Origin of the sequence: Pedobacter hiemivivus (assembly GCF_005144565.1) — a bacterium.
Classification (GTDB): Bacteria; Bacteroidota; Bacteroidia; order Sphingobacteriales; family Sphingobacteriaceae; genus Pedobacter; species Pedobacter hiemivivus.
In genome coordinates this window covers 613339-631645 of the sequence record NZ_SWDX01000001.1, presented here as the reverse complement: position 1 = coordinate 631645, position 18307 = coordinate 613339, and the positions used below count along the sequence as shown (strand labels likewise).

Genomic DNA, 18307 nt, shown 5'->3' with positions numbered 1-18307 from the left:
AAAAAAGCCTTTAAATGCTTTTTTACACTGTCTTAACAACTAAACCAGACTAGCAGTTGCCTTATTTATACTTTCACGTATGCGCAATAAATACTTATTGCGGTAATATAGATCCTTAATCGATATCAGAGAAGCTGCTTGTTCAGCTGCATCCTGGCTATCAAAAGAAGTCGTTAATTTTAAAATTTCATCAGCTATACCCTTTTCAATCAAGGCTACCTCATCTTTAAGTGCCGCCAAACGAACTGCATCAGGATCAAACTGCAAATCCATCAAAGCCTCATTCACATCCATCATTTCCATTAAAAAGCCTTGTGGAAGCACATAATTTTCACCTTCCGTTAATTGCCCCTTTAATTCTAAAATGTAGTGCAAACGCTTTTGCGGATCACTTAAAACCTGGTAAGCCTTATTATTCAGCGTACTCATTTCTAACACCTCCGCCTGCTTTTCTTCAGACTCGTTGATGTAAAAATCAGGATGATACTTTTTACTCAGGGCATAAAATTGTTGTTTTACAGCTGCAGCATCAGGGTTAAAACTAACCGGCAGACCGTAAAAACCAAAATAATCAGTCATGCGCTTTAATGCTTAAAGAAAGCTTTAAAAATATCGTTCCCCAATACAAATACCATTAAGGACAACAACATCACAAAGCCAACTAACTGGGAACGTTCCATAAATTTATCACCTAGTGGTTTTCCTTTAATCATTTCAATCACAAGGAACACAACATGTCCACCATCTAATGCAGGAATCGGTAACAAATTCATAAATGCCAATGCGATTGAGATAAAGCCTGTAGAAAGCCAGAACTTCGTCCAGATCCACTCCCCACCATAAACCTTACGTGCGATCTCAACAGGACCAGAAAAGGCCTTATTCGCTTTAATATCGCCTTTTAAGACCTTCCATATCCCTTTAGCATTATCGCTAAAAGTTGTCCAGGCTTGTTTTATACCAATTGGCAGTGCTGCCAACAGACTATACTTGATGGTCTCTTCTCTAAGCTCTTTAATATTAAAGTTAATACCGATTGTACCCAATGTATCTACAGGAACAGCGTAAGTTAAGTGCTCAGTCCCCCTAGTTACCTCAAAAGTTAAAGTCTTGCCTTTAAACTTAGGGATCAATTCTCTTACATCAGCGTCATATTTAACTGGAATCGAATTTACGGCAACAATACGATCACCTTTTTGAAGACCCGCTTTAGCCGCAGATTTCCCAGGCACGATGCTATCAAGTGTTGTAGTTAAAAGCGGCATTCTGCTAATAAATCCTTCTACTCCAGAATCAGCTATCTTATTTAAGATATTATCAGGAACTTTAATATCGATGGTTTTATTACCTCGTACAATAGTTAAATTACTATTGCCCATCAATACTTCAGAACTGGTCAATTCATCAAAACGGATTACCTTATTCCCGTTCACGGCAATAATCCTATCTCCTTTTTGCAAGCCAAGCTCCTTACCAACAACCCCTGGATTAACACCATTAAGCGCTGAACTATTCGCAATATAGCTTTCTCCATACATAAAGGTCATGATCCAGAAAATAAAAATACCAACTACGATGTTCACAACTACACCACCAAGCATAACGATTAAACGCTGCCAGGCTGGTTTGGATCTGAATTCCCAAGGCTGTGGCGGTTGTGCCATTTGTTCAGTATCCATAGACTCATCTATCATACCGGCAATTTTAACATAGCCACCTAGGGGTAACCAACCTATGCCGTACTCACAATCGCCCATTTTAAAACTAAACAGCTTAAAGCCCCAGGCATCAAAAAACAGATAAAACTTTTCAATTTTAATTCCAAAGGCACGTGCCGCCAAGAAATGTCCTAACTCATGTAAAATTACCAAGAACGATAATCCCAACAATAGCTGGGCAGCCATAATCAATCCACTCATATTTTTCTTTTAATATTCTATTTGATCTTAAAAATTCTATTTTGTTACCAGTTGACTTGCAAATATACGTGTATGCAGATCTGTTTCTAAATAATTACTCAGGCTGGGCTGCTCAATAAAGCCTATCCCTTCCATACAAGCTTCAATCACATCACTCATTTGTAAAAACCCAATCTTGTCTTGTAAAAAGGCTTCTACCACCACCTCATTAGCTGCATTGATAATACAAGGCATATTTCCTCCTTTACGCAAGGCGACATAAGCCAAGTCAAGATTTCTAAACGTCTCCGAATCGGCTTTATAAAAATTAAGCTCCGGATAGTCAATAAAATTGAAACGTTTAAAATCACTACTTATTCTATCTGGGTAGGCCAAGGCATAATGAATCGGCAAATTCATATCCGGCAAGCCCATTTGCGCTTTCATCGATCCATCATTAAATTGCACAAGTGAATGTACAATAGATTGAGGATGCACGATCACGTCGATCTGATCTACATCCAGATCAAATAACCATTTGGCCTCAATCACTTCCAAGCCCTTATTCATTAACGAAGCTGAATCTATAGTAATCTTTGCCCCCATCACCCAATTAGGATGCTTCAAAGCTTCTGCCTTTGTAACTCCTTTAAGAAAAGAACGATCCTTACCTCTAAAAGGTCCCCCGGAAGCTGTAAGATAAATCTTTTCAATTGAATTTGTCGACTCCCCAACCAAACACTGAAAAATCGCCGAATGCTCAGAGTCCACAGGAATAATTCTTACTCCATTTTCCCTTGCCAGTTGTGTGATCAGGTCACCCGCAACAACAAGTGTTTCTTTATTTGCCAAAGCAATATCTTTACCCGCCTTGATTGCGGCAATGGTGGGCTTTAACCCTACCGATCCAACAATTGCGGTAAGCACTATATCTACGCCATCCAAAACTGCAGCTTCGCACAAAGCTTCTTCTCCTGCCAGAACCTTAATATTTGTTCCAGCCAAAGCCATTTTTACCGCTTGATATTTACTTTCATCTGTAATTACAACCAGTTCTGGTTTAAACTTTAAAGCTTGCTCAATTAACAATGCTGCATTCCCGTTCCCAGTTAACGCAGAAACCCTATACAATTCAGGGTTCCCCTCAATAACCGTTAAAGCTTGGGTACCTACAGATCCCGTAGCACCTAAAATGGATATATTTTTCAATTAAACTCCCCTCTCTTCTTCGTCATCACTCTGACGAGTTATAAAACTACTTAAATCATCCGCTATCTTCCTGTCGTTGGCAAGGCGTGGAACTTTATTTTGTCCCCCCAACTTACCTTGTGTCCTCATATAGCTTACAAACGCATCTTTTTGTAAAGAACGAATGATCAAAGGTTGCAATATTTTCCCCTCAATAAGGTCAAAATAGTAAATATTCTTTTTTTGCAAAGCCTCATCTACCTTTTTACTAAAGGACACCATATCTGCTGGCGGATTAGAAAACTCTACAAACCACTCATGATAAGGCAATTCGCCTGCAGGGGTACTCACTTGAGGAGCAACCGTAAATTCGGTAATTCCAACCCCCTCTTCATTGGCAACCGACAACAATGCATGTTCAACCTCTTCACCAATCACATGCTCGCCAAAGGCCGATATAAAATGTTTAATTCGGCCTGTCACCATAATCTTATATGGATCTTTAGATACAAACTTAACGGTATCCCCAATCACATATCCCCAAAGTCCGGCATTCGTATTTAAAACCAATGCATAATTTGTATCCAGCTCTACTTCGCCCAAACTTAAGCGGGTAGGATGGTCATTGTAAAACTCATCTGTTGGAATAAACTCATAAAACATTCCGGCATTTGCCAGTAGCAATAAGCCTTTATCTTGCTGACTATCCTGATAAGCAATAAATCCTTCTGATGCAGGGTACGTCTCTATCGAATCTATCTTTCGGCCAATACTGGCTTCAATTTTTGAGCGATAAGGTTCATAATTCACGCCACCGTAAACAAACAATTCAAAATTAGGGAAGATGTCTTTGATCTTTTTACCACCCGACTTTTCTGTCAGTCTATCAAAATACATCTGTACCCAAGGTGGTATCCCCGAAATCAGGGTCATATCCTGGTTGATTGTTTCATCCACAATCGCATCAACCTTTTCTTCCCAATCCTCAATGCAATTTGTTTGATAAGAAGGCAAGCGATTCTTCTGCAAATAAGCAGGAACCAAATTGGCCACAATACCTGATAAACGACCTACATGGATACCGTTCTTTTTGCTCATTACCGGACTGCCCTGCAAGAAAATCATCTTACCATCAATAAAGCGCACATTCCCTGTCTCATGAACATAGGTCAATAAGGCATTACGTGCAGCCTTAATGTGCTCGGGCATAGATGCAGCAGAAATGGGAATGTATTTTACGCCTGATGTTGTGCCAGATGTTTTTGCGAAATATTGAGGCTTGCCCTTCCACATCACATTCTTTTCTCCGGCCACTACCCTATCAATATAAGGTCTTAGCTCTTCATAATCCCGTATAGGGACATGCTTTTTAAAGTCCGCGTAGGTTTTTATCGATGCGAAATGATGGTCTTTACCAAAAGAAGTGCCCTTTGCCGCAGCCACCAGCTGCTTAAGCGTATCCTGCTGAGCCTTTACTGCATTTTTTTTCCATTTGTCGATACCCTTTACTACAAAGGCAGCAAATGGCTTACTTAATGCCGCTTTTAATCCCATAAATACTGATTAAACTATATTATGAATAATGTCTGGCTCACCTTCACCTTTGTATTCGCTCATCATTTTTCTGTAGGCAATTGTTAATGCCACACTTGATAAGGGAACAACGATAAATGAGCTTAAAACATTAATAAAGAAAGCAATAACAGGCCATTGCAAATAACTAACGAACAAGTACAGCAAATGAAAACCTCCTAGAACCAATAACAGTAATAAGATTTTGGTAAAGTTCCCTTTGGTGATGGCCAGACTAAATTTGATAGACGAAAAAGGTGGCAGATTCTTATCAATGATAAAAAAGGGAAAGAAAGAAATTCGTATCCAGGTAATAAATATAGCGATTATACCTACCGAAATGGCAATATTGGTAATGATGTCCATATTAATTCCGAGGTAAATAAACGGGAATGCAATTAATATCACTAACGAATAAACGCCAATGATACAAAGCATAAAATATAACATGGCCACCAGAAATCTAATGATTTGCTTACGGGTGGGGATTGTACTTACAATACTCACATTCAAATCATCGTCCAGCAGGTGAAAGATGTATTTAAAGAGCGAAAGGTTGATGGTAAAGTAAAACATAATGAAGAAAAACGCCATCAATACGCTCAATCCCATATTTACATCCTTTAAAAAGAATGCCATTAAGCCCGAAGCGTTGGACGTAATGAACATTAAAAAGCAAAGGGTGGCGATGGAAAAGTAATTCTTCTTGGTTACCGCCCAAGCCTTGCCTATTACCTCATTTGTAGCAAACGTACTTTCCTTTAAAAACTCTATCATTGTTGTTTTAATACTATTCTTTTAAAAAAATCCTGCATAAACCCTAAGCCATAGGCTGTCAGTTGAATAAACGCAGCAATAATACTCAAAAATGCAACCTTTAACGATTTATTAACCTGCCATGAGTGAAAAAATATCAACATCAGGTATAACAACAATATAAAGTTACACAAATACGCTAAAGGCCAATAAAATATATTCATCAGCACTGTAAATATTACGCCGCAGGTAAATACCGCCGGAAAAAAGTGCACCAACTTCAACTCTGCCGGAAAATGTTTATAAATATTTATCCTTGCCCGTCCGAAAAAGTGCAATTGTTTATAAAACTGTGCAAAACTTGTACGTCTTTTATGGTAGACTACCGCTCCCGGGATCAATCCAATTTTAAATCCATTGGAATGGATCCGAATGCTATATTCAATATCTTCCCCCAATCTGGTTAAAATAAAGCCGCCGACTTTTTCCCAAACCTCGCGCGATACGCCCATATTAAAACTTCGGGGATGAAACTGCCCCATGTGTTTTTTATTACCTCTAATTCCGCCAGTAGTAAATGGAGAAGTCATGGCATAACTGATGGCCTTTTGTATGGGTGTAAAACTTTTATGTGCGGCATCCGGACCTCCATAAGCATCCAGCTTATGCTCAAAAAGATAATCTTTAACTGTCTCCAGGTAATCTTCAGGAATCAGACAGTCGGAATCAAAGACCACAAAATAATCGCCTTTGGCACGTTCGAAACCATAGTTCCTTGCAAAACCTTGCCCCTCGTTGGGTTTAAAAAAATACTTTACATCCAGTTTATTGGCGTATTTCTCTACAATGGCCTTTGCATCATTTACGGATCCATCCTCTATCACCAAAACCTCAAACTGTAAATAAGTCTGTTTGGTTAAGGTATTCAGCAATTCGTCAATTTCCTGCGGACGGTTATAAAGCGGAATAATTATTGAAAAAAACATGGATTATATGATCTCTTTTTCAATCAGGTAATGGTTACGTTCGGTCGCATTTCTAGTCACCAGCTCGGCCACAAAGCCTGTTAAAAACAACTGTGAACCTACGATAATCGCCACAAGCGCTATATAAAATAAAGGCTGATCTGTGACATCCCTTTTGTAAGGGGTACTCATCCAAATGTGATATAGTTTAACGCCAATCAGCCAGATCGCCATAAATGTTCCCAAAAGAAAGCTCAATACGCCCAATGAACCGAAAAAGTGCATTGGTCTTTTACCAAACTTCCCTACAAAGAAGATAGACAACAGATCCAAAAATCCGTTGATAAATCGGCTAAGTCCGAATTTGGTTACGCCATACTTACGTGCCCTGTGTTCTACAACCTGCTCTCCTATCTTTTTAAATCCTGCCCATTTAGCAATTACAGGAATATAACGGTGCATCTCTCCGTAAACTTCAATGGTTTTCACCACATTCTTACGATAAGCTTTTAAACCGCAATTGAAATCGTTTAATTTTATGCCCGACATGCGACGTGTTGCCGCATTAAATAATTTAGTAGGAATCGTTTTAGTAATCGGATCGTAGCGCTTCTTCTTCCAACCCGAAATGATATCCAGCTTCTCTTCGTTTATTCTACGATAAAGTTCTGGTATTTCGTCTGGACTATCCTGCAAATCGGCATCCATGGTAATGATCACATTTCCTTCGGCCGCAGCAAAGGCTACATTTAGCGCTGCTGATTTACCATAATTCCTCCTGAATTTGATGGCTTTCACCCCATCGTACTCCGTTTTCAATTCTTCAATAACTGCCCATGAGGAATCTGTACTTCCATCATCAACAAAAAGAATCTCGTAAGAAAAGTTATTTTCCCGCATTACCTTGGCTATCCAAGCTGTTAATTCGGGAAGAGACTCGTCTTCATTATATAAAGGGATGACTACAGAAATATCCATGTGTGCTTATAAACGCTAAAAACCAAATGCAAACTTAGAGAAATAAAATGTCCTTCCATTAAATCCGGAGAAAATTTTATCTGATATAAAGATGCCGGCCTTCAATCGAAAGCCGGCATCGGTTTTATAATAAAAACTAAAATATGTTTATGACTACTTTAATAACGAGTCAAACTGTTTCCTCAGCGCTGGATCTGAAGGTCTCTTCGCATCACCAGAAACGATTTTACCTGTCGGATCAATTAGAATAAACCTCGGAATAGAATTGATGTTATACTTCTTCACAAAATCAGAACTAAAATCCTTATCGGCCATCAACTGAATGCCTTGCAATTTATTATCATTCACATAACTGATCCATTTAGCTTTATCGGCCATACGATCAACAGAAAGACTTACAAAATGGATATTTTTATCATGGTAGTCATTTTCGATTTTAGTCAAGAACGGGATCTCCGCTTTGCAAGGTCCGCACCAGGTAGCCCATACATCAATGTAAACATATTTACCCCGTAAGGATTTTAAAGAAACCAGCTTACCATTTATATCCGTATAATTAAAATCAGGTGAAACGGCATTGGACGACATGTTTTTATAATTGATATAGATTTCCATTATACCTTTTTTATATGTCTCATTGGTAGTGCCGGCCATAAAATCTTTATAAGCGGATTCTTTGGCACCAGCATTTTTCACCGATTTAATAACCGTGCCTGTAAATGTATAAAGCAGGTATTCTTTAATAAAAGGATCACTGATCTCTGCAGCTATAACTTTAAGCATCGCTACATTGTCCCCTCCGTAACCAAGAGCGGTATCGGCCAGATATTTTTTACGTTGCACACCTTTAAGATAATCATTTAACCATGTCCTGTATGCTGCTGAAGTCTTAAACAACGCAGCATCATTTAAATCTGTGCTTTTCCTTATAATATCATCAAGACGTTTCCTTTCATCATTGCTAAGTCTTTTTGGGAAAGCCTTCTTTTGTGCAGAATCTATTAATTTATAAAAGTTTGGTTCTCCTCTTTTCTCCTGTACCACCTTACCAAAATTTTCCATGCCTACAGAATCCATACCGTAATAAATCTGGTAATGAGCCAACACATTATAACTGTAAAACATGACATCCTTTTCTTTAAGTATGCTTAAATCAGAAAGCTTATCTTTAGCTATTTGGGCATTAAAATCAGCTCTAAAATCATTAACCCTATTGATAAATGAATCTATAGGAATCTGGTAACCTTTGTACAAATATTCACCATTTGCCATAGGAACATATTTTGCCAAGATTACCTGCTTATCTTTTACCAGGGAATCTGAAAGATCGGTTTTGGCGTTTTGGGCAAAGCTATTGTACCCCAGCAGTATAAAAATGCTACTTATTAATTTTAATTTCATTATTATATCGTTTTATTTATGATTAAGTTCCATACCAGGGTTGAACATTTGAACCCTAACAGGAATCTCAAAAGTATATTGCGCACTGTGTGGTGCAAGCGTAGCATCAATGGCCTGCGTATCCAAATTAAGTCGGTTAACAACAGGCATACGCCCCTCCTGATCTAAACGTTTCATATCAAACCATCTGAGGCCAGAGTAAGCCAACTCCCGTCTACGTTCAGCCAGCACTTTTATTAAAGCTTCTTCTCCTGTACTTGCAGTCTGATCTACATAAGCTCCAGTTTTAATCCGGTTTTTTCTTAAAACGTTCACAATGATCATCGAATTAGTAAAATCGCCCTGTCTTGCCAGTACCTCAGCCTTTGTCAACTCCATTTCCGGAAAGGATATTCCAAAATTATAGTTACCAGGCAAAGACCCTCTTCCAAGTCCAGCATTGCTGGTCGTTGTTAAAAAAGTATAACGGATATCATCATTGTTAAAATAAGTTTTCAGATCCACAGAATAGAGCATAGAAGACGGTGCGCTATAATCTATTGAAGTACGTTGCCATAACACTTCCGGACTCAGTTCATAATCTGGAAAATCCATATCACTTGCAAACGAATTGTAATTCAAAGTACTGTGTGGTGCCACCAAAGCCATCTCCGCATATTTCTTTGCATTGACATAATCAGCCATATATAAATAAATTCTGCTTAGCAATCCGTAAGCCACATATTTGGTTACCCTGTAACGGTTTAAATTACTTGTAGGTACCGATGCGGCGGCTTTCAAAACATCACTGATCATAAGATCCAGCGTTGCCTTTACTGAAGACCGCATAGGCGCTTTATCAGTTACATTGATACTGGTAACCAGGGGAAGACCAGGATCAGTTGCTGCTGTTACAGGATTATAAGCCTTTGCAAATACGGTAAGTAAATCCAGGTAACAATTAGCTCTTATAACCAACGCTTCTCCCATTACCTGTTCCTTCTTTTCCATTGTACCATCAGTAGCCTTCATCACATCATTTATGATGACATTGGTACTATAAATCACGTTGTAAAGTGGCCCCCAGACCTCCGGATCGGCCTTTTGATTAATAGTAATGATTGGACGCCAATAATAAGCATTTGCAACGGCAGACTGGTTTAGGGCATCAAATGAATTCAGATTATCATCTGTAAAATGCAGTAAACTAACTTGAAAAGTCTGGGTTAAAGTACGTGAGTTCAATAACCCTTCATAGTCACTTACCTTTTCTGGTAAAATCAGCCCTTTGGGCTTAATGTCAAGAAATTTATTACAGCCACAAAGTGCGCTTGTAAAAAACAATATCAGAACTATATATTTAAGTTTCATATTGGCTGATGTTAAAAGTTGGTTAAAAATGTAAGGCTATATAAAGGTTGGTTTTCCAATGTTCGTACGCCAGTAAGACGGTTTATCGCATCAGGATCAATGTCATTCCCACTAAAAGTATAGCGGAAAGCATTCTGTACCTGTAAACGCAGCTGTGTATTTTTCAACCCCAGCTTTTGGATAAATGGCGCATTAGCATGGTAGGTAACTACCACATCTCTTAGTCGGATGTAATCAGCTTTACGTACAAACTCCGAGGCATACTGATAACCATATAAAGCATACGTCTGATAGTAACCCGGTGCGACACTACTGGCCCTAACATATCCAGGGACCCTTGTATTGGCTTCATCACCTGTCTTCTTCCAAAAATTTGATGACCCGGTGAGTGGGTTGTTAGTGTAACCACCAATATTATTTGGGTTAGGTTGTTCTACGCGCATCACATGCCCGCCATAATACATGAATAAAGCAGAAATATCAAAGGAACCTATACTAAACTGGTTATTTAATCCCAATACATATTTAGGTGTAGTGGTTCCATTGTAGATCAAATCTTCCTGGGTTACATCAACCTTACTGTTACCATAAAAGGCCAGTATTTTTTGATTACCACTTTTGTCCAGTACGTAGGGCTGACCCGCGGCATTTAATCCACCATAGTTGTAACTATACAAAGCACCGAGTGGCATACCTTTTACCGAATTATCACGACTAACGATATACTCTGAATTCGAAAACTCTGTTGCTTTTACATCCAGTACTTTATTCTGATTAAAAGAAGCAGTTAATTGAGTATTCCATCCAAATCGACCTGATTTGACATTTTGGGTATTTACCATGAACTCAAAACCTCTATTCTCTATAGAAGCGGTATTGGCCATGTAATGGTTAAAACCAGAAGTAGGATCGGCATCAAACTCACCAAATACATCTGTAGCCTTTTTGAGATACCAGTCAACCGAACCAGAAATCCGATGATTGAATAAAGTATAATCTAAGCCGAGATTGTAATTTTTTGTAGTTTCCCACCTTAGCGACTGATTCTCAGGACTTAGTACAGTATTAGATATCAGAGGTACATTTAACAGTGTATTCAGCCCTGTTTTTAGGATCAGGAAAGAACCGTTATTGCTGGTAGGTACATTTCCGTTAAAACCTGTCGCTGCCCTAAATTGCAATTGGTTAATCCAGTCCAGCTTTTTAACAAAATCTTCTTCCCCTACTCTCCAGTTTACTCCCGCAGACCATAATGGCTTATTTCTATACTTTGGATCTACACCAAACAGGTTAGACTTGTCAATCCTGAAGCTACCAGTGGCCACATATTTAGCCTTATAAATATAAGTCCCCTGTCCATAAAAAGACAAGAACCTGCGCTCTGATTCTGTTTCGCCAAAATAATCTGTATTCTTAAAACTAGCATAGCCGATATTATCAAATGCGGGTAAAAATGCATTATTTAATTCACCCATATTAATAGGTTTACTAATCATAGACTGACCATCATAACCAAAGAAAGTAGTGGTATACCCCTGATTTAACGTTCTCTTTTGTTCTGCTCCGAATATACCGGACAAATCATGGTCTTCACCAAATTTATGGCTCAAATTAAGCTGCGCCCTAAGTGTATAGTTCGTTAATTTTTGATTTTGTCGCTTTAAAATATTTCCCTGTGGCATATTAGAAAAAATTGCCTTACCAGTCAGCAGATCCTTAAGTGCCATAGTACTTACCATCTTAACAGCGGCATAACTATCCTCCAGTTGGAGCTGATCCGACAGACCGTTTTGGTGCTCATAGTTACCACCAACATCTGCATTTAACCAATTGGTGATTTTAGCATTCAGCCTTCCCTGAAAACGAACAGAGGATTGTTTTAAGGCATTGGTATTGCTATTAAGCTCCCTATAAGGATAATAAAACTGGTCTGGAAGACCTGCAGCCATTAATTCCGCATTTCTCACTGGAGTAACTACTTTCCCCGTAGATGTTCGATATGGTTCCATGGATACGGGTAATGCATTTCCATTTCCATCCACCAGGTGTTCATAAGGATAAAAATCTGAGTACTCAGGGGTATTCCCACTTTTAAATACCCCATTGGTATAAGTACCTTTAAAGTCTAGATTAAAACGTTGAGAAAATTTGTAGGTATTGGCCACGTTGAGGATGAACTGTTTGTTCTCAGACCTGCGGTTCACAGGAGTTTCAGCAACGTAATTAATACCCAGCATATATGTACTTACACCACCTCCCCCACTTACATCGAAGTTTACATTCCTGGCTTGTCTTTGCTGATAAAACAACCGCTCATAGTCATTTAAATTGTCGTGAGCACCTAATGCAAGCAATTTTTCGTCCACCTGGGCCTGACTCAGTACCGGATTAGTAACCCCGGTACGCGGACCAGCAAACAAAATCTCCTGAGCAGGGTTCATTTTAGAATACCCCAATTGAAATAAGGTATATGAAGGCTTAGCTGTATAAAAATTTTCCTTTTGCAATTGTACAAACTCACTTGCAGGAGCATAATTTAAGTAGCTAAAATCAGGTTTACTTTGTATAGCAAGAGAACTACGCAGATTAAAAACTGGCTTCCCAACTTTCCCTCTACGGGTTTCTACAATAATGACCCCATTGGATGCCCTTACCCCATAAATAGCAGCTGATGCTGCATCACGCAATACACTTACAGATACAATGTCATTTGGATTAATAGTTCTTAAATCAATTTCTGTTGGAAAACCATCCAATACAATTAAAGGCTGTTTTACTGCATCAAAAGTGGATACTCCCCTAATGGTGAGTTCTCCGGTTTGACCATTATATACCAATCCTGGAACTTTTCCTTCCAAACTTTCCAGAAAATTTCCCGTTATAGCCTCCCGTTGCTGGTATTGTTTTTCATTTATGGTTGATGCCGCGCCTGTTAGCTGATCTTTTTTGATTTTTTGATACCCGGTACTGATCACCCCTACTTCTTCTAAATCTGAATCAGCAGACTCAAGATTAATACTCATTATCCCTTTTACAGGTACTTCTTTCGTTTTATACCCTAAATAAGAAATTACCAGCACTACTTTTTCATCAATTCCGGTGAATACAAAACTACCGTTAGCATCAGTAATCACTATCCTATCCGAATTTTTAACTTTTACTGTCGCACCTGGTAAGGGCTTACCCTTTTCATCACTTACTTTTCCGCGAACGTCAATTCTTGCAAAATAAGAATTCACAATATCCAATAAGGATTCTTCCTTCATTGCAACAATTACCGCCTTGTTTTTTAAGACATAAACCAGTCGCTGGCTATTAAATATCTGTTTCAAAACCGTTTCCAATTGTTGCTGTTTTGCGTTTATCGTTACTGGCTTTGCCATTTTCAGCATTTCATCTGAATAAAGAAAATCATAGCCAGTCTGCAATCGCAATTCATTAAACAACTGTAACAATGGAGCGTTCTTTGCCGATATCGTAACTTTCTGCGCAACACTTTTAGCGCTCACTTGTATAAATAAGGCAGTAATTATGATGATGGTTAACCTCATAATACGTATTAATTGACCAGCACGATAGGTTTTAAACCTATGCCGGGTTAGATCATAAAAATTCATAAATTTGTTTAGTTTGGGTTGTGTTGATAATTATTGTTTAGTCGCAATTCTGATAACTGTTTCCCGAACACAAAGCCAGGGGCCTCTCACCGCCTCTGGTTTTTTTGTTCTTCTTTTTTGGCGCTCGCCGATTCAGGTAAATTTTATATCACTATAATCCGCCTCCCTTCAACTTTAAATTTCACCAATTTTGTTGATTCCAGCATTTCGAGTACATCAGCTACGTTTTTATACCGACTAATGGTGCCCCCAAAACGGTCTTTACTGATTTCTCCTTTATACACCACTTCCACATCATACCATCGCGACAACTTGCGCATAATAGAGGAAAGGGATTCACTATTAAATTTAAAATACCCATTCTTCCAAGCCACAGCCTCTTCTGTATCTGCCTGATTAATCTTTATAGGTCCAGCGGCTAAAACAGCTTGCTGACCAGGTTTTAAGATGACAAAAGCATCAGTTACATGAACCGCATTGCTATTACCGTCAAGACTAACACGTACACTACCTTCCAATAGGGTCGTTTTAGTTAACTCTTCGTCACTATAAGCATTAACATTAAAGTGTGTACCCAGTACTTCAACTTCTTGTTTATCTGTTTGGACTATAAATGGATGTGACTTATCTTTTGCTACTTCAAAATATGCTTCGCCAATTAACTGAACCTTACGTTGATTAAGGCCAACAAAATCAGACGGAAATTTGATACTTGAAGCAGCATTTAACCATACCTTACTTCCGTCTGGCAATACCACTTGATATTGTCCACCTTTTGGTGTGCTGATCTTATTTAAACGATTTTCATCCCCCCGCCCTGCTGCACCTTTCACTTCGTAAACCAATTGCCCGTCCGAAGTTTTGTTAATACTAATCCCCGATTCATCTGCCAACTTACCATTTACAGCATCCGACAAATTAATCTGTTTACCATTGGCCAAAGTTAAGATTGCAGTATTTTTACCTATAGCGATGTGCTTAGCATCAGCAAGATCATCCTTAAAAAGACTACCTGCATTATATAAATACGCTGGAGTCCCAATAATCAAAAGAATTGCAGCAGCAGCTACCGTGCGATACCATAACCTAGTGCCTATAAAACGCTCATATATTGGTTGATCTCCAGTATTAATTTTAGACTGTATCCGGTCAAACAACCTCGACTTCACATCCTCAGCATTTTCGGGCTTTGACGTAAATACAACTTCAGGTTCATCATCAGCATTTAATGCAGACCAACTATGCAACTTGCTCTTGTCTTCAGCAGTTGCTTTTCCTACTAAAAACTTTTTTGCTAAACCTTTTACTTCCTCATTGTTCATAACCTAAAATTGGGCGTTTGAATGTATAGAGTATACACCAGACAATTTACCCTTAGTCCAAAATGAAAATATTTTTAAAATGCTTTAAAAAAGCAAATGCATAGAATTGCCTACATTGCTCCTGATGACTTTTAGTGCCTTCGTTAAATGCGCTTCAGCTGTTTTCTGTGAAATATTTAACTCTTCGGCAACATCCGACAGTGCTCTATCCTGCAGTTTTACATATTGAAATACCAGGCGGCATTTCTCGGGAAGCTGATTAGAAAGCGTTTCGACAATCTCAAGTAACAGCTTATTTTCCAAATCAGTATCAAAAGACGCATAATCCGTCAACGTTGTCTGATAAGCCTCTTCATTCAGCCTATCTTTCTTATCTCTGGCCACATAACGATAAACCTCATACCTAACCATTGCAGCCAGATAAACCGGCAAAGACTGAATAACAAGTGTCAAACGCTTTTTCCAAAGCAGCACAAAAACATCCTGAACTACCTCTTCCGTAGCCTCTTGAGATTTTAGTATCCTATGTGCAATGTAATATAGTTTGTCCCAATACCTGTTATAAATCTCCTTATACACGCCATCATCTCCATCTCTTAACATGGCAGCCAATTCACTATCTTTTAGCTCTGTATAGGCAATCATAAATCTTCCGGCCTAAAATTAGTCAATTAGCCTAGTAATCATCAAGATTTATTTTTTTAACTCAGCACTCCGCTCCGTTCTCTGCTCCCTACCTGTGCTCCCTACTTATACTCGCTGCTAAAATATACTCCTGCTTATACTCCCTGCTAAAATAAAAATCAGTTTCTCAGAGGAGACCTCAGGCGCTTTTGCTTTTTCAGCAAAAGATGCCAGGCTCCGAAGAGAATACTTATTTTTATCCTTATTTTTGCACCTGAATGAAAGTAACTTACACCAGGACGCTCGCCCGAAAAACGTTGTTAACATTTCTTGTATTTGTCATTATTCTTGCTATAGCAGCCCTTTTTGTGCGTAATGCTATTACTAAAAAACTAGAGGATATCTCTAAATTGGCCAGTAATATTGAGCATCGACTTAAACCAGAGCAGGCTCTTTTATTACTCCATCAGGCAGAAGATGACTTTCAAGAATCGCTATTGGACATTAACGGGCCCAAAAGCAATGACTATAAAGTTAAGCTAACGCTGGCTTTCAACAAAATAGACACCTTATTAAATACCCAAACAGATACGACTCAACTAACGGCTGCACAAGGCAACCAGGTAAAGGTATGGTACAATAAAAAACTGGAACTTTCGAACAGACTTTTTGGACTTAAACACAATTTCGACTCCCTGCTAACAGTTTATGCTCAGTTTAATGGTCAGACTAACTTAACTGAAATCAGCACGAACTTAAAAACGCACAAAAAGAAATTCAACAGCAAAACAGATACAATAAGAAAAGCTGGATCTGTAGAGAAAAAAGGACTTTTTGGAAGGTTAAAAGATGCGATTTCTAATAAACAAGGTGCCGCTGGTGGTGTGGTAGAAATTAATCACAACACAAACACCGCGGAGCTAGCCACACAAAAAATTATTGCCCGCGACAGGACTAACAATGCAAAAAAGCTTCAGGAGCTGCAGCAACATAATGTTAAAATGCTAAGTATGCAAAGGGAACTCATCTCCCTCAATACGAATATCACCAATGAACTGGAACGTATTGTAAATGATTTAAAAGACATTAACTACAAAATGGCGGATGAGTTGAAAGATATGGCTTTTAAAAACTATCAGGAAACGACATCATTACTCAATAAATTTTACCTCGCTGCCTTATCCCTCGTACTGCTGTTTGCTGCGTTACTGATCATTTTTATCTTTCAACTGAATAAATCGGAACGACAGCTGCTAAAGGAAAACGAAAGATCTGTAAATATTGCTCGACAAAAAATGGACCTGCTCACACACATGACGCATGAGATCAGAAATCCATTAACAACCATAAAGGGCTTCCTTTATATCTTCGCAAAAACTACACTTACACAACGTCAGACAGATATGCTTGAATCTATAAAGGGCTCTTCAGAAATGTTGCTGCGTACTTTAAACGACACCCTGGATGCCGCTAAAATGGAAACCAGTGAGTTAAAAATAGAAAGCGATCCTTTCAACCCTTATTCAACTATTAATCAGGTAGTCGAAAGCATGAGCTATAGCGCTACCAAAAAGAAACTGGAACTCAGTTATAATTTTAAAGGTGATATGGAAGCCCAGGTGCTGGGCGATGCTTTTAGGTTAAAACAAATCATGGTTAACCTTTTAAGCAATGCGATAAAGTATACAAACGAAGGAAAGGTGACCATCAATGCGGAATTGTTAACCGAGGATACTCGACTACAAGTAGATATCATAGATACAGGAATGGGTATTAGCCCCGACCAGCAAGCCAATCTTTTCTCTCAGTATTATCAAACCAACTCTGCAAAAGGACAAGTAGGTACCGGCTTAGGCTTATACATATGTAAACAGCTGGTAGAAATGCAGAAAGGAAAAATCAGTGTTAAAAGTGAACTTGGTGTAGGCACCACTTTCAGCTTCTTTATTCCTTATCCAAAAGCTTAAAAGCAATAAAAAGCCCTCTTTCTGTTTAAAGAAAGAGGGCTAATAGACTCTTATTACTAAAGCTTTCCTACTTAGTTATCATTAATATACAAGGGTAGTTCTTTCTTAAGAACTGCACCAAAAAGCAATGCAATTACAAATACTATAATCATTCCGATAACATGTCCTTGTATGGTTTGCATAATGGTTCCTTGATTTTTTCGTTCGAAATCGGCATTCATTTCTGCTACTTTTTTATCAACCTGTTCTTCATCAACACCTTGGTTCTTCATCAATGAAGATGTTGCTCCAACTACAGTATTCTGAATCCTTTCAGTCATATCCTTTTCAATAAATTTATTGAAAATCACATTCCCTACATTGGATATGGCATATGTAACTAAAAACATAATGAAAATACCTGATGTCGCCTGCCTTAAAGTCCAAAATCCCCCGATTTTTTTTCTAAGGTCTAAGCAAAAAAGCACCGCTACAATAAGAGGAATTATTAAGCCTACTCCTATTGGAATAAGGAAAATTGCCATCATAGATTTAGCTCCCACCAAAAGATAAGCGGAAAGTATACCTAATACTAAAGCGATCAAGCCTAGTCCTATTCCATTCTTTACTGCCTCAGGCTTTAAATTTTCTAAAGTCTTCGTATTCTCTACCATAATTTCATTTCTAAAA

General features: G+C 38.4%; 14 protein-coding genes. 1 reads left to right on the top strand and 13 read right to left on the bottom strand.

The genetic code is table 11. The annotated features are described in order from the left end of the window. Positions 1 to 39: 39 nt before the first annotated feature. From hscB to FBD94_RS02335, 12 genes are all read right to left on the bottom strand, one after another. A complete protein-coding gene (hscB, locus tag FBD94_RS02390) occupies positions 40 to 579 on the bottom strand; it encodes a Fe-S protein assembly co-chaperone HscB (RefSeq protein WP_136878926.1) in 540 nt (179 codons plus the stop codon). A gap of 5 nt (positions 580 to 584) precedes the next feature. Beyond that, a complete protein-coding gene (gene rseP / locus FBD94_RS02385; RefSeq protein WP_131611049.1) occupies positions 585 to 1919 on the bottom strand; it encodes an RIP metalloprotease RseP in 1335 nt (444 codons plus the stop codon). 36 nt (positions 1920 to 1955) lie between these two features. Further along, on the bottom strand, positions 1956 to 3107 hold the full coding sequence (locus FBD94_RS02380) for a 1-deoxy-D-xylulose-5-phosphate reductoisomerase (RefSeq protein WP_136878925.1): 1152 nt from the start codon (positions 3105 to 3107) through the stop codon (positions 1956 to 1958). Beyond that, complete coding sequence (locus FBD94_RS02375; protein WP_136878924.1) at positions 3108 to 4640, bottom strand: GH3 auxin-responsive promoter family protein; 1533 nt, start codon at positions 4638 to 4640, stop codon at positions 3108 to 3110. It abuts the gene before it with no gap. Positions 4641 to 4649: 9 nt separating this feature from the next. Next, positions 4650 to 5435 (bottom strand): hypothetical protein, encoded by a 786-nt coding sequence (locus tag FBD94_RS02370; RefSeq protein ID WP_131611052.1) that lies wholly within the window; start codon positions 5433 to 5435, stop codon positions 4650 to 4652. Continuing rightward, complete coding sequence (locus FBD94_RS02365; RefSeq protein WP_131611053.1) at positions 5432 to 6400, bottom strand: glycosyltransferase; 969 nt, start codon at positions 6398 to 6400, stop codon at positions 5432 to 5434. Before FBD94_RS02365 ends, FBD94_RS02370 begins: the two co-directional genes overlap by 4 nt. Before the next feature lie 3 nt (positions 6401 to 6403). Next, positions 6404 to 7357, bottom strand: a complete 954-nt coding sequence (locus tag FBD94_RS02360) for a glycosyltransferase family 2 protein (protein ID WP_136878923.1) — start codon at positions 7355 to 7357, stop codon at positions 6404 to 6406. Between the two features lie 153 nt (positions 7358 to 7510). Beyond that, positions 7511 to 8758, bottom strand: coding sequence for a TlpA family protein disulfide reductase (locus FBD94_RS02355; RefSeq protein WP_205945825.1), 1248 nt, complete (start codon positions 8756 to 8758; stop codon positions 7511 to 7513). 12 nt (positions 8759 to 8770) lie between these two features. After that, positions 8771 to 10108 (bottom strand): RagB/SusD family nutrient uptake outer membrane protein, encoded by a 1338-nt coding sequence (locus FBD94_RS02350; protein ID WP_136878922.1) that lies wholly within the window; start codon positions 10106 to 10108, stop codon positions 8771 to 8773. Between the two features lie 11 nt (positions 10109 to 10119). Beyond that, complete coding sequence (locus tag FBD94_RS02345) at positions 10120 to 13725, bottom strand: SusC/RagA family TonB-linked outer membrane protein (RefSeq protein WP_136878921.1); 3606 nt, start codon at positions 13723 to 13725, stop codon at positions 10120 to 10122. 143 nt (positions 13726 to 13868) lie between these two features. After that, positions 13869 to 15047 carry a FecR family protein gene (locus tag FBD94_RS02340; RefSeq protein ID WP_136878920.1) on the bottom strand — a complete coding sequence of 393 codons (1179 nt, stop codon included), beginning with the start codon at positions 15045 to 15047 and terminating at the stop codon, positions 13869 to 13871. An 84-nt stretch (positions 15048 to 15131) separates the two neighbouring features. After that, on the bottom strand, positions 15132 to 15692 hold the full coding sequence (locus FBD94_RS02335) for a sigma-70 family RNA polymerase sigma factor (protein ID WP_136878919.1): 561 nt from the start codon (positions 15690 to 15692) through the stop codon (positions 15132 to 15134). A 257-nt stretch (positions 15693 to 15949) separates the two neighbouring features. Here FBD94_RS02335 and FBD94_RS02330 point away from each other — a divergent pair, with 257 nt between their 5' ends. Then, the gene (locus FBD94_RS02330) at positions 15950 to 17638 is read left to right on the top strand and encodes a sensor histidine kinase (RefSeq protein ID WP_136878918.1); all 1689 of its coding nucleotides are present in this window, start codon (positions 15950 to 15952) and stop codon (positions 17636 to 17638) included. A gap of 71 nt (positions 17639 to 17709) precedes the next feature. On the opposite strand, the gene FBD94_RS02325 is transcribed toward FBD94_RS02330, so the two are convergent. Next, positions 17710 to 18291 (bottom strand): DUF4199 domain-containing protein, encoded by a 582-nt coding sequence (locus FBD94_RS02325; protein ID WP_136878917.1) that lies wholly within the window; start codon positions 18289 to 18291, stop codon positions 17710 to 17712. Positions 18292 to 18307 lie beyond the last annotated feature (16 nt).

What these genes read in the sequence shown, in the direction of transcription:
- hscB (WP_136878926.1), bottom strand. Translation starts at nt 579, where the DNA reads ATGACTGATTATTTTGGTTTTTACGGTCTGCCGGTTAGTTTTAACCCT.
- FBD94_RS02355 (WP_205945825.1), bottom strand. Translation starts at nt 8,758, where the DNA reads ATGAAATTAAAATTAATAAGTAGCATTTTTATACTGCTGGGGTACAAT.
- FBD94_RS02360 (WP_136878923.1), bottom strand. Translation starts at nt 7,357, where the DNA reads ATGGATATTTCTGTAGTCATCCCTTTATATAATGAAGACGAGTCTCTT.
- rseP (WP_131611049.1), bottom strand. Translation starts at nt 1,919, where the DNA reads ATGAGTGGATTGATTATGGCTGCCCAGCTATTGTTGGGATTATCGTTC.
- FBD94_RS02375 (WP_136878924.1), bottom strand. Translation starts at nt 4,640, where the DNA reads ATGGGATTAAAAGCGGCATTAAGTAAGCCATTTGCTGCCTTTGTAGTA.
- FBD94_RS02340 (WP_136878920.1), bottom strand. Translation starts at nt 15,047, where the DNA reads ATGAACAATGAGGAAGTAAAAGGTTTAGCAAAAAAGTTTTTAGTAGGA.
- FBD94_RS02350 (WP_136878922.1), bottom strand. Translation starts at nt 10,108, where the DNA reads ATGAAACTTAAATATATAGTTCTGATATTGTTTTTTACAAGCGCACTT.
- FBD94_RS02330 (WP_136878918.1), top strand. Translation starts at nt 15,950, where the DNA reads ATGAAAGTAACTTACACCAGGACGCTCGCCCGAAAAACGTTGTTAACA.
- FBD94_RS02370 (WP_131611052.1), bottom strand. Translation starts at nt 5,435, where the DNA reads ATGATAGAGTTTTTAAAGGAAAGTACGTTTGCTACAAATGAGGTAATA.
- FBD94_RS02345 (WP_136878921.1), bottom strand. Translation starts at nt 13,725, where the DNA reads ATGAATTTTTATGATCTAACCCGGCATAGGTTTAAAACCTATCGTGCT.
- FBD94_RS02335 (WP_136878919.1), bottom strand. Translation starts at nt 15,692, where the DNA reads ATGATTGCCTATACAGAGCTAAAAGATAGTGAATTGGCTGCCATGTTA.
- FBD94_RS02365 (WP_131611053.1), bottom strand. Translation starts at nt 6,400, where the DNA reads ATGTTTTTTTCAATAATTATTCCGCTTTATAACCGTCCGCAGGAAATT.
- FBD94_RS02325 (WP_136878917.1), bottom strand. Translation starts at nt 18,291, where the DNA reads ATGGTAGAGAATACGAAGACTTTAGAAAATTTAAAGCCTGAGGCAGTA.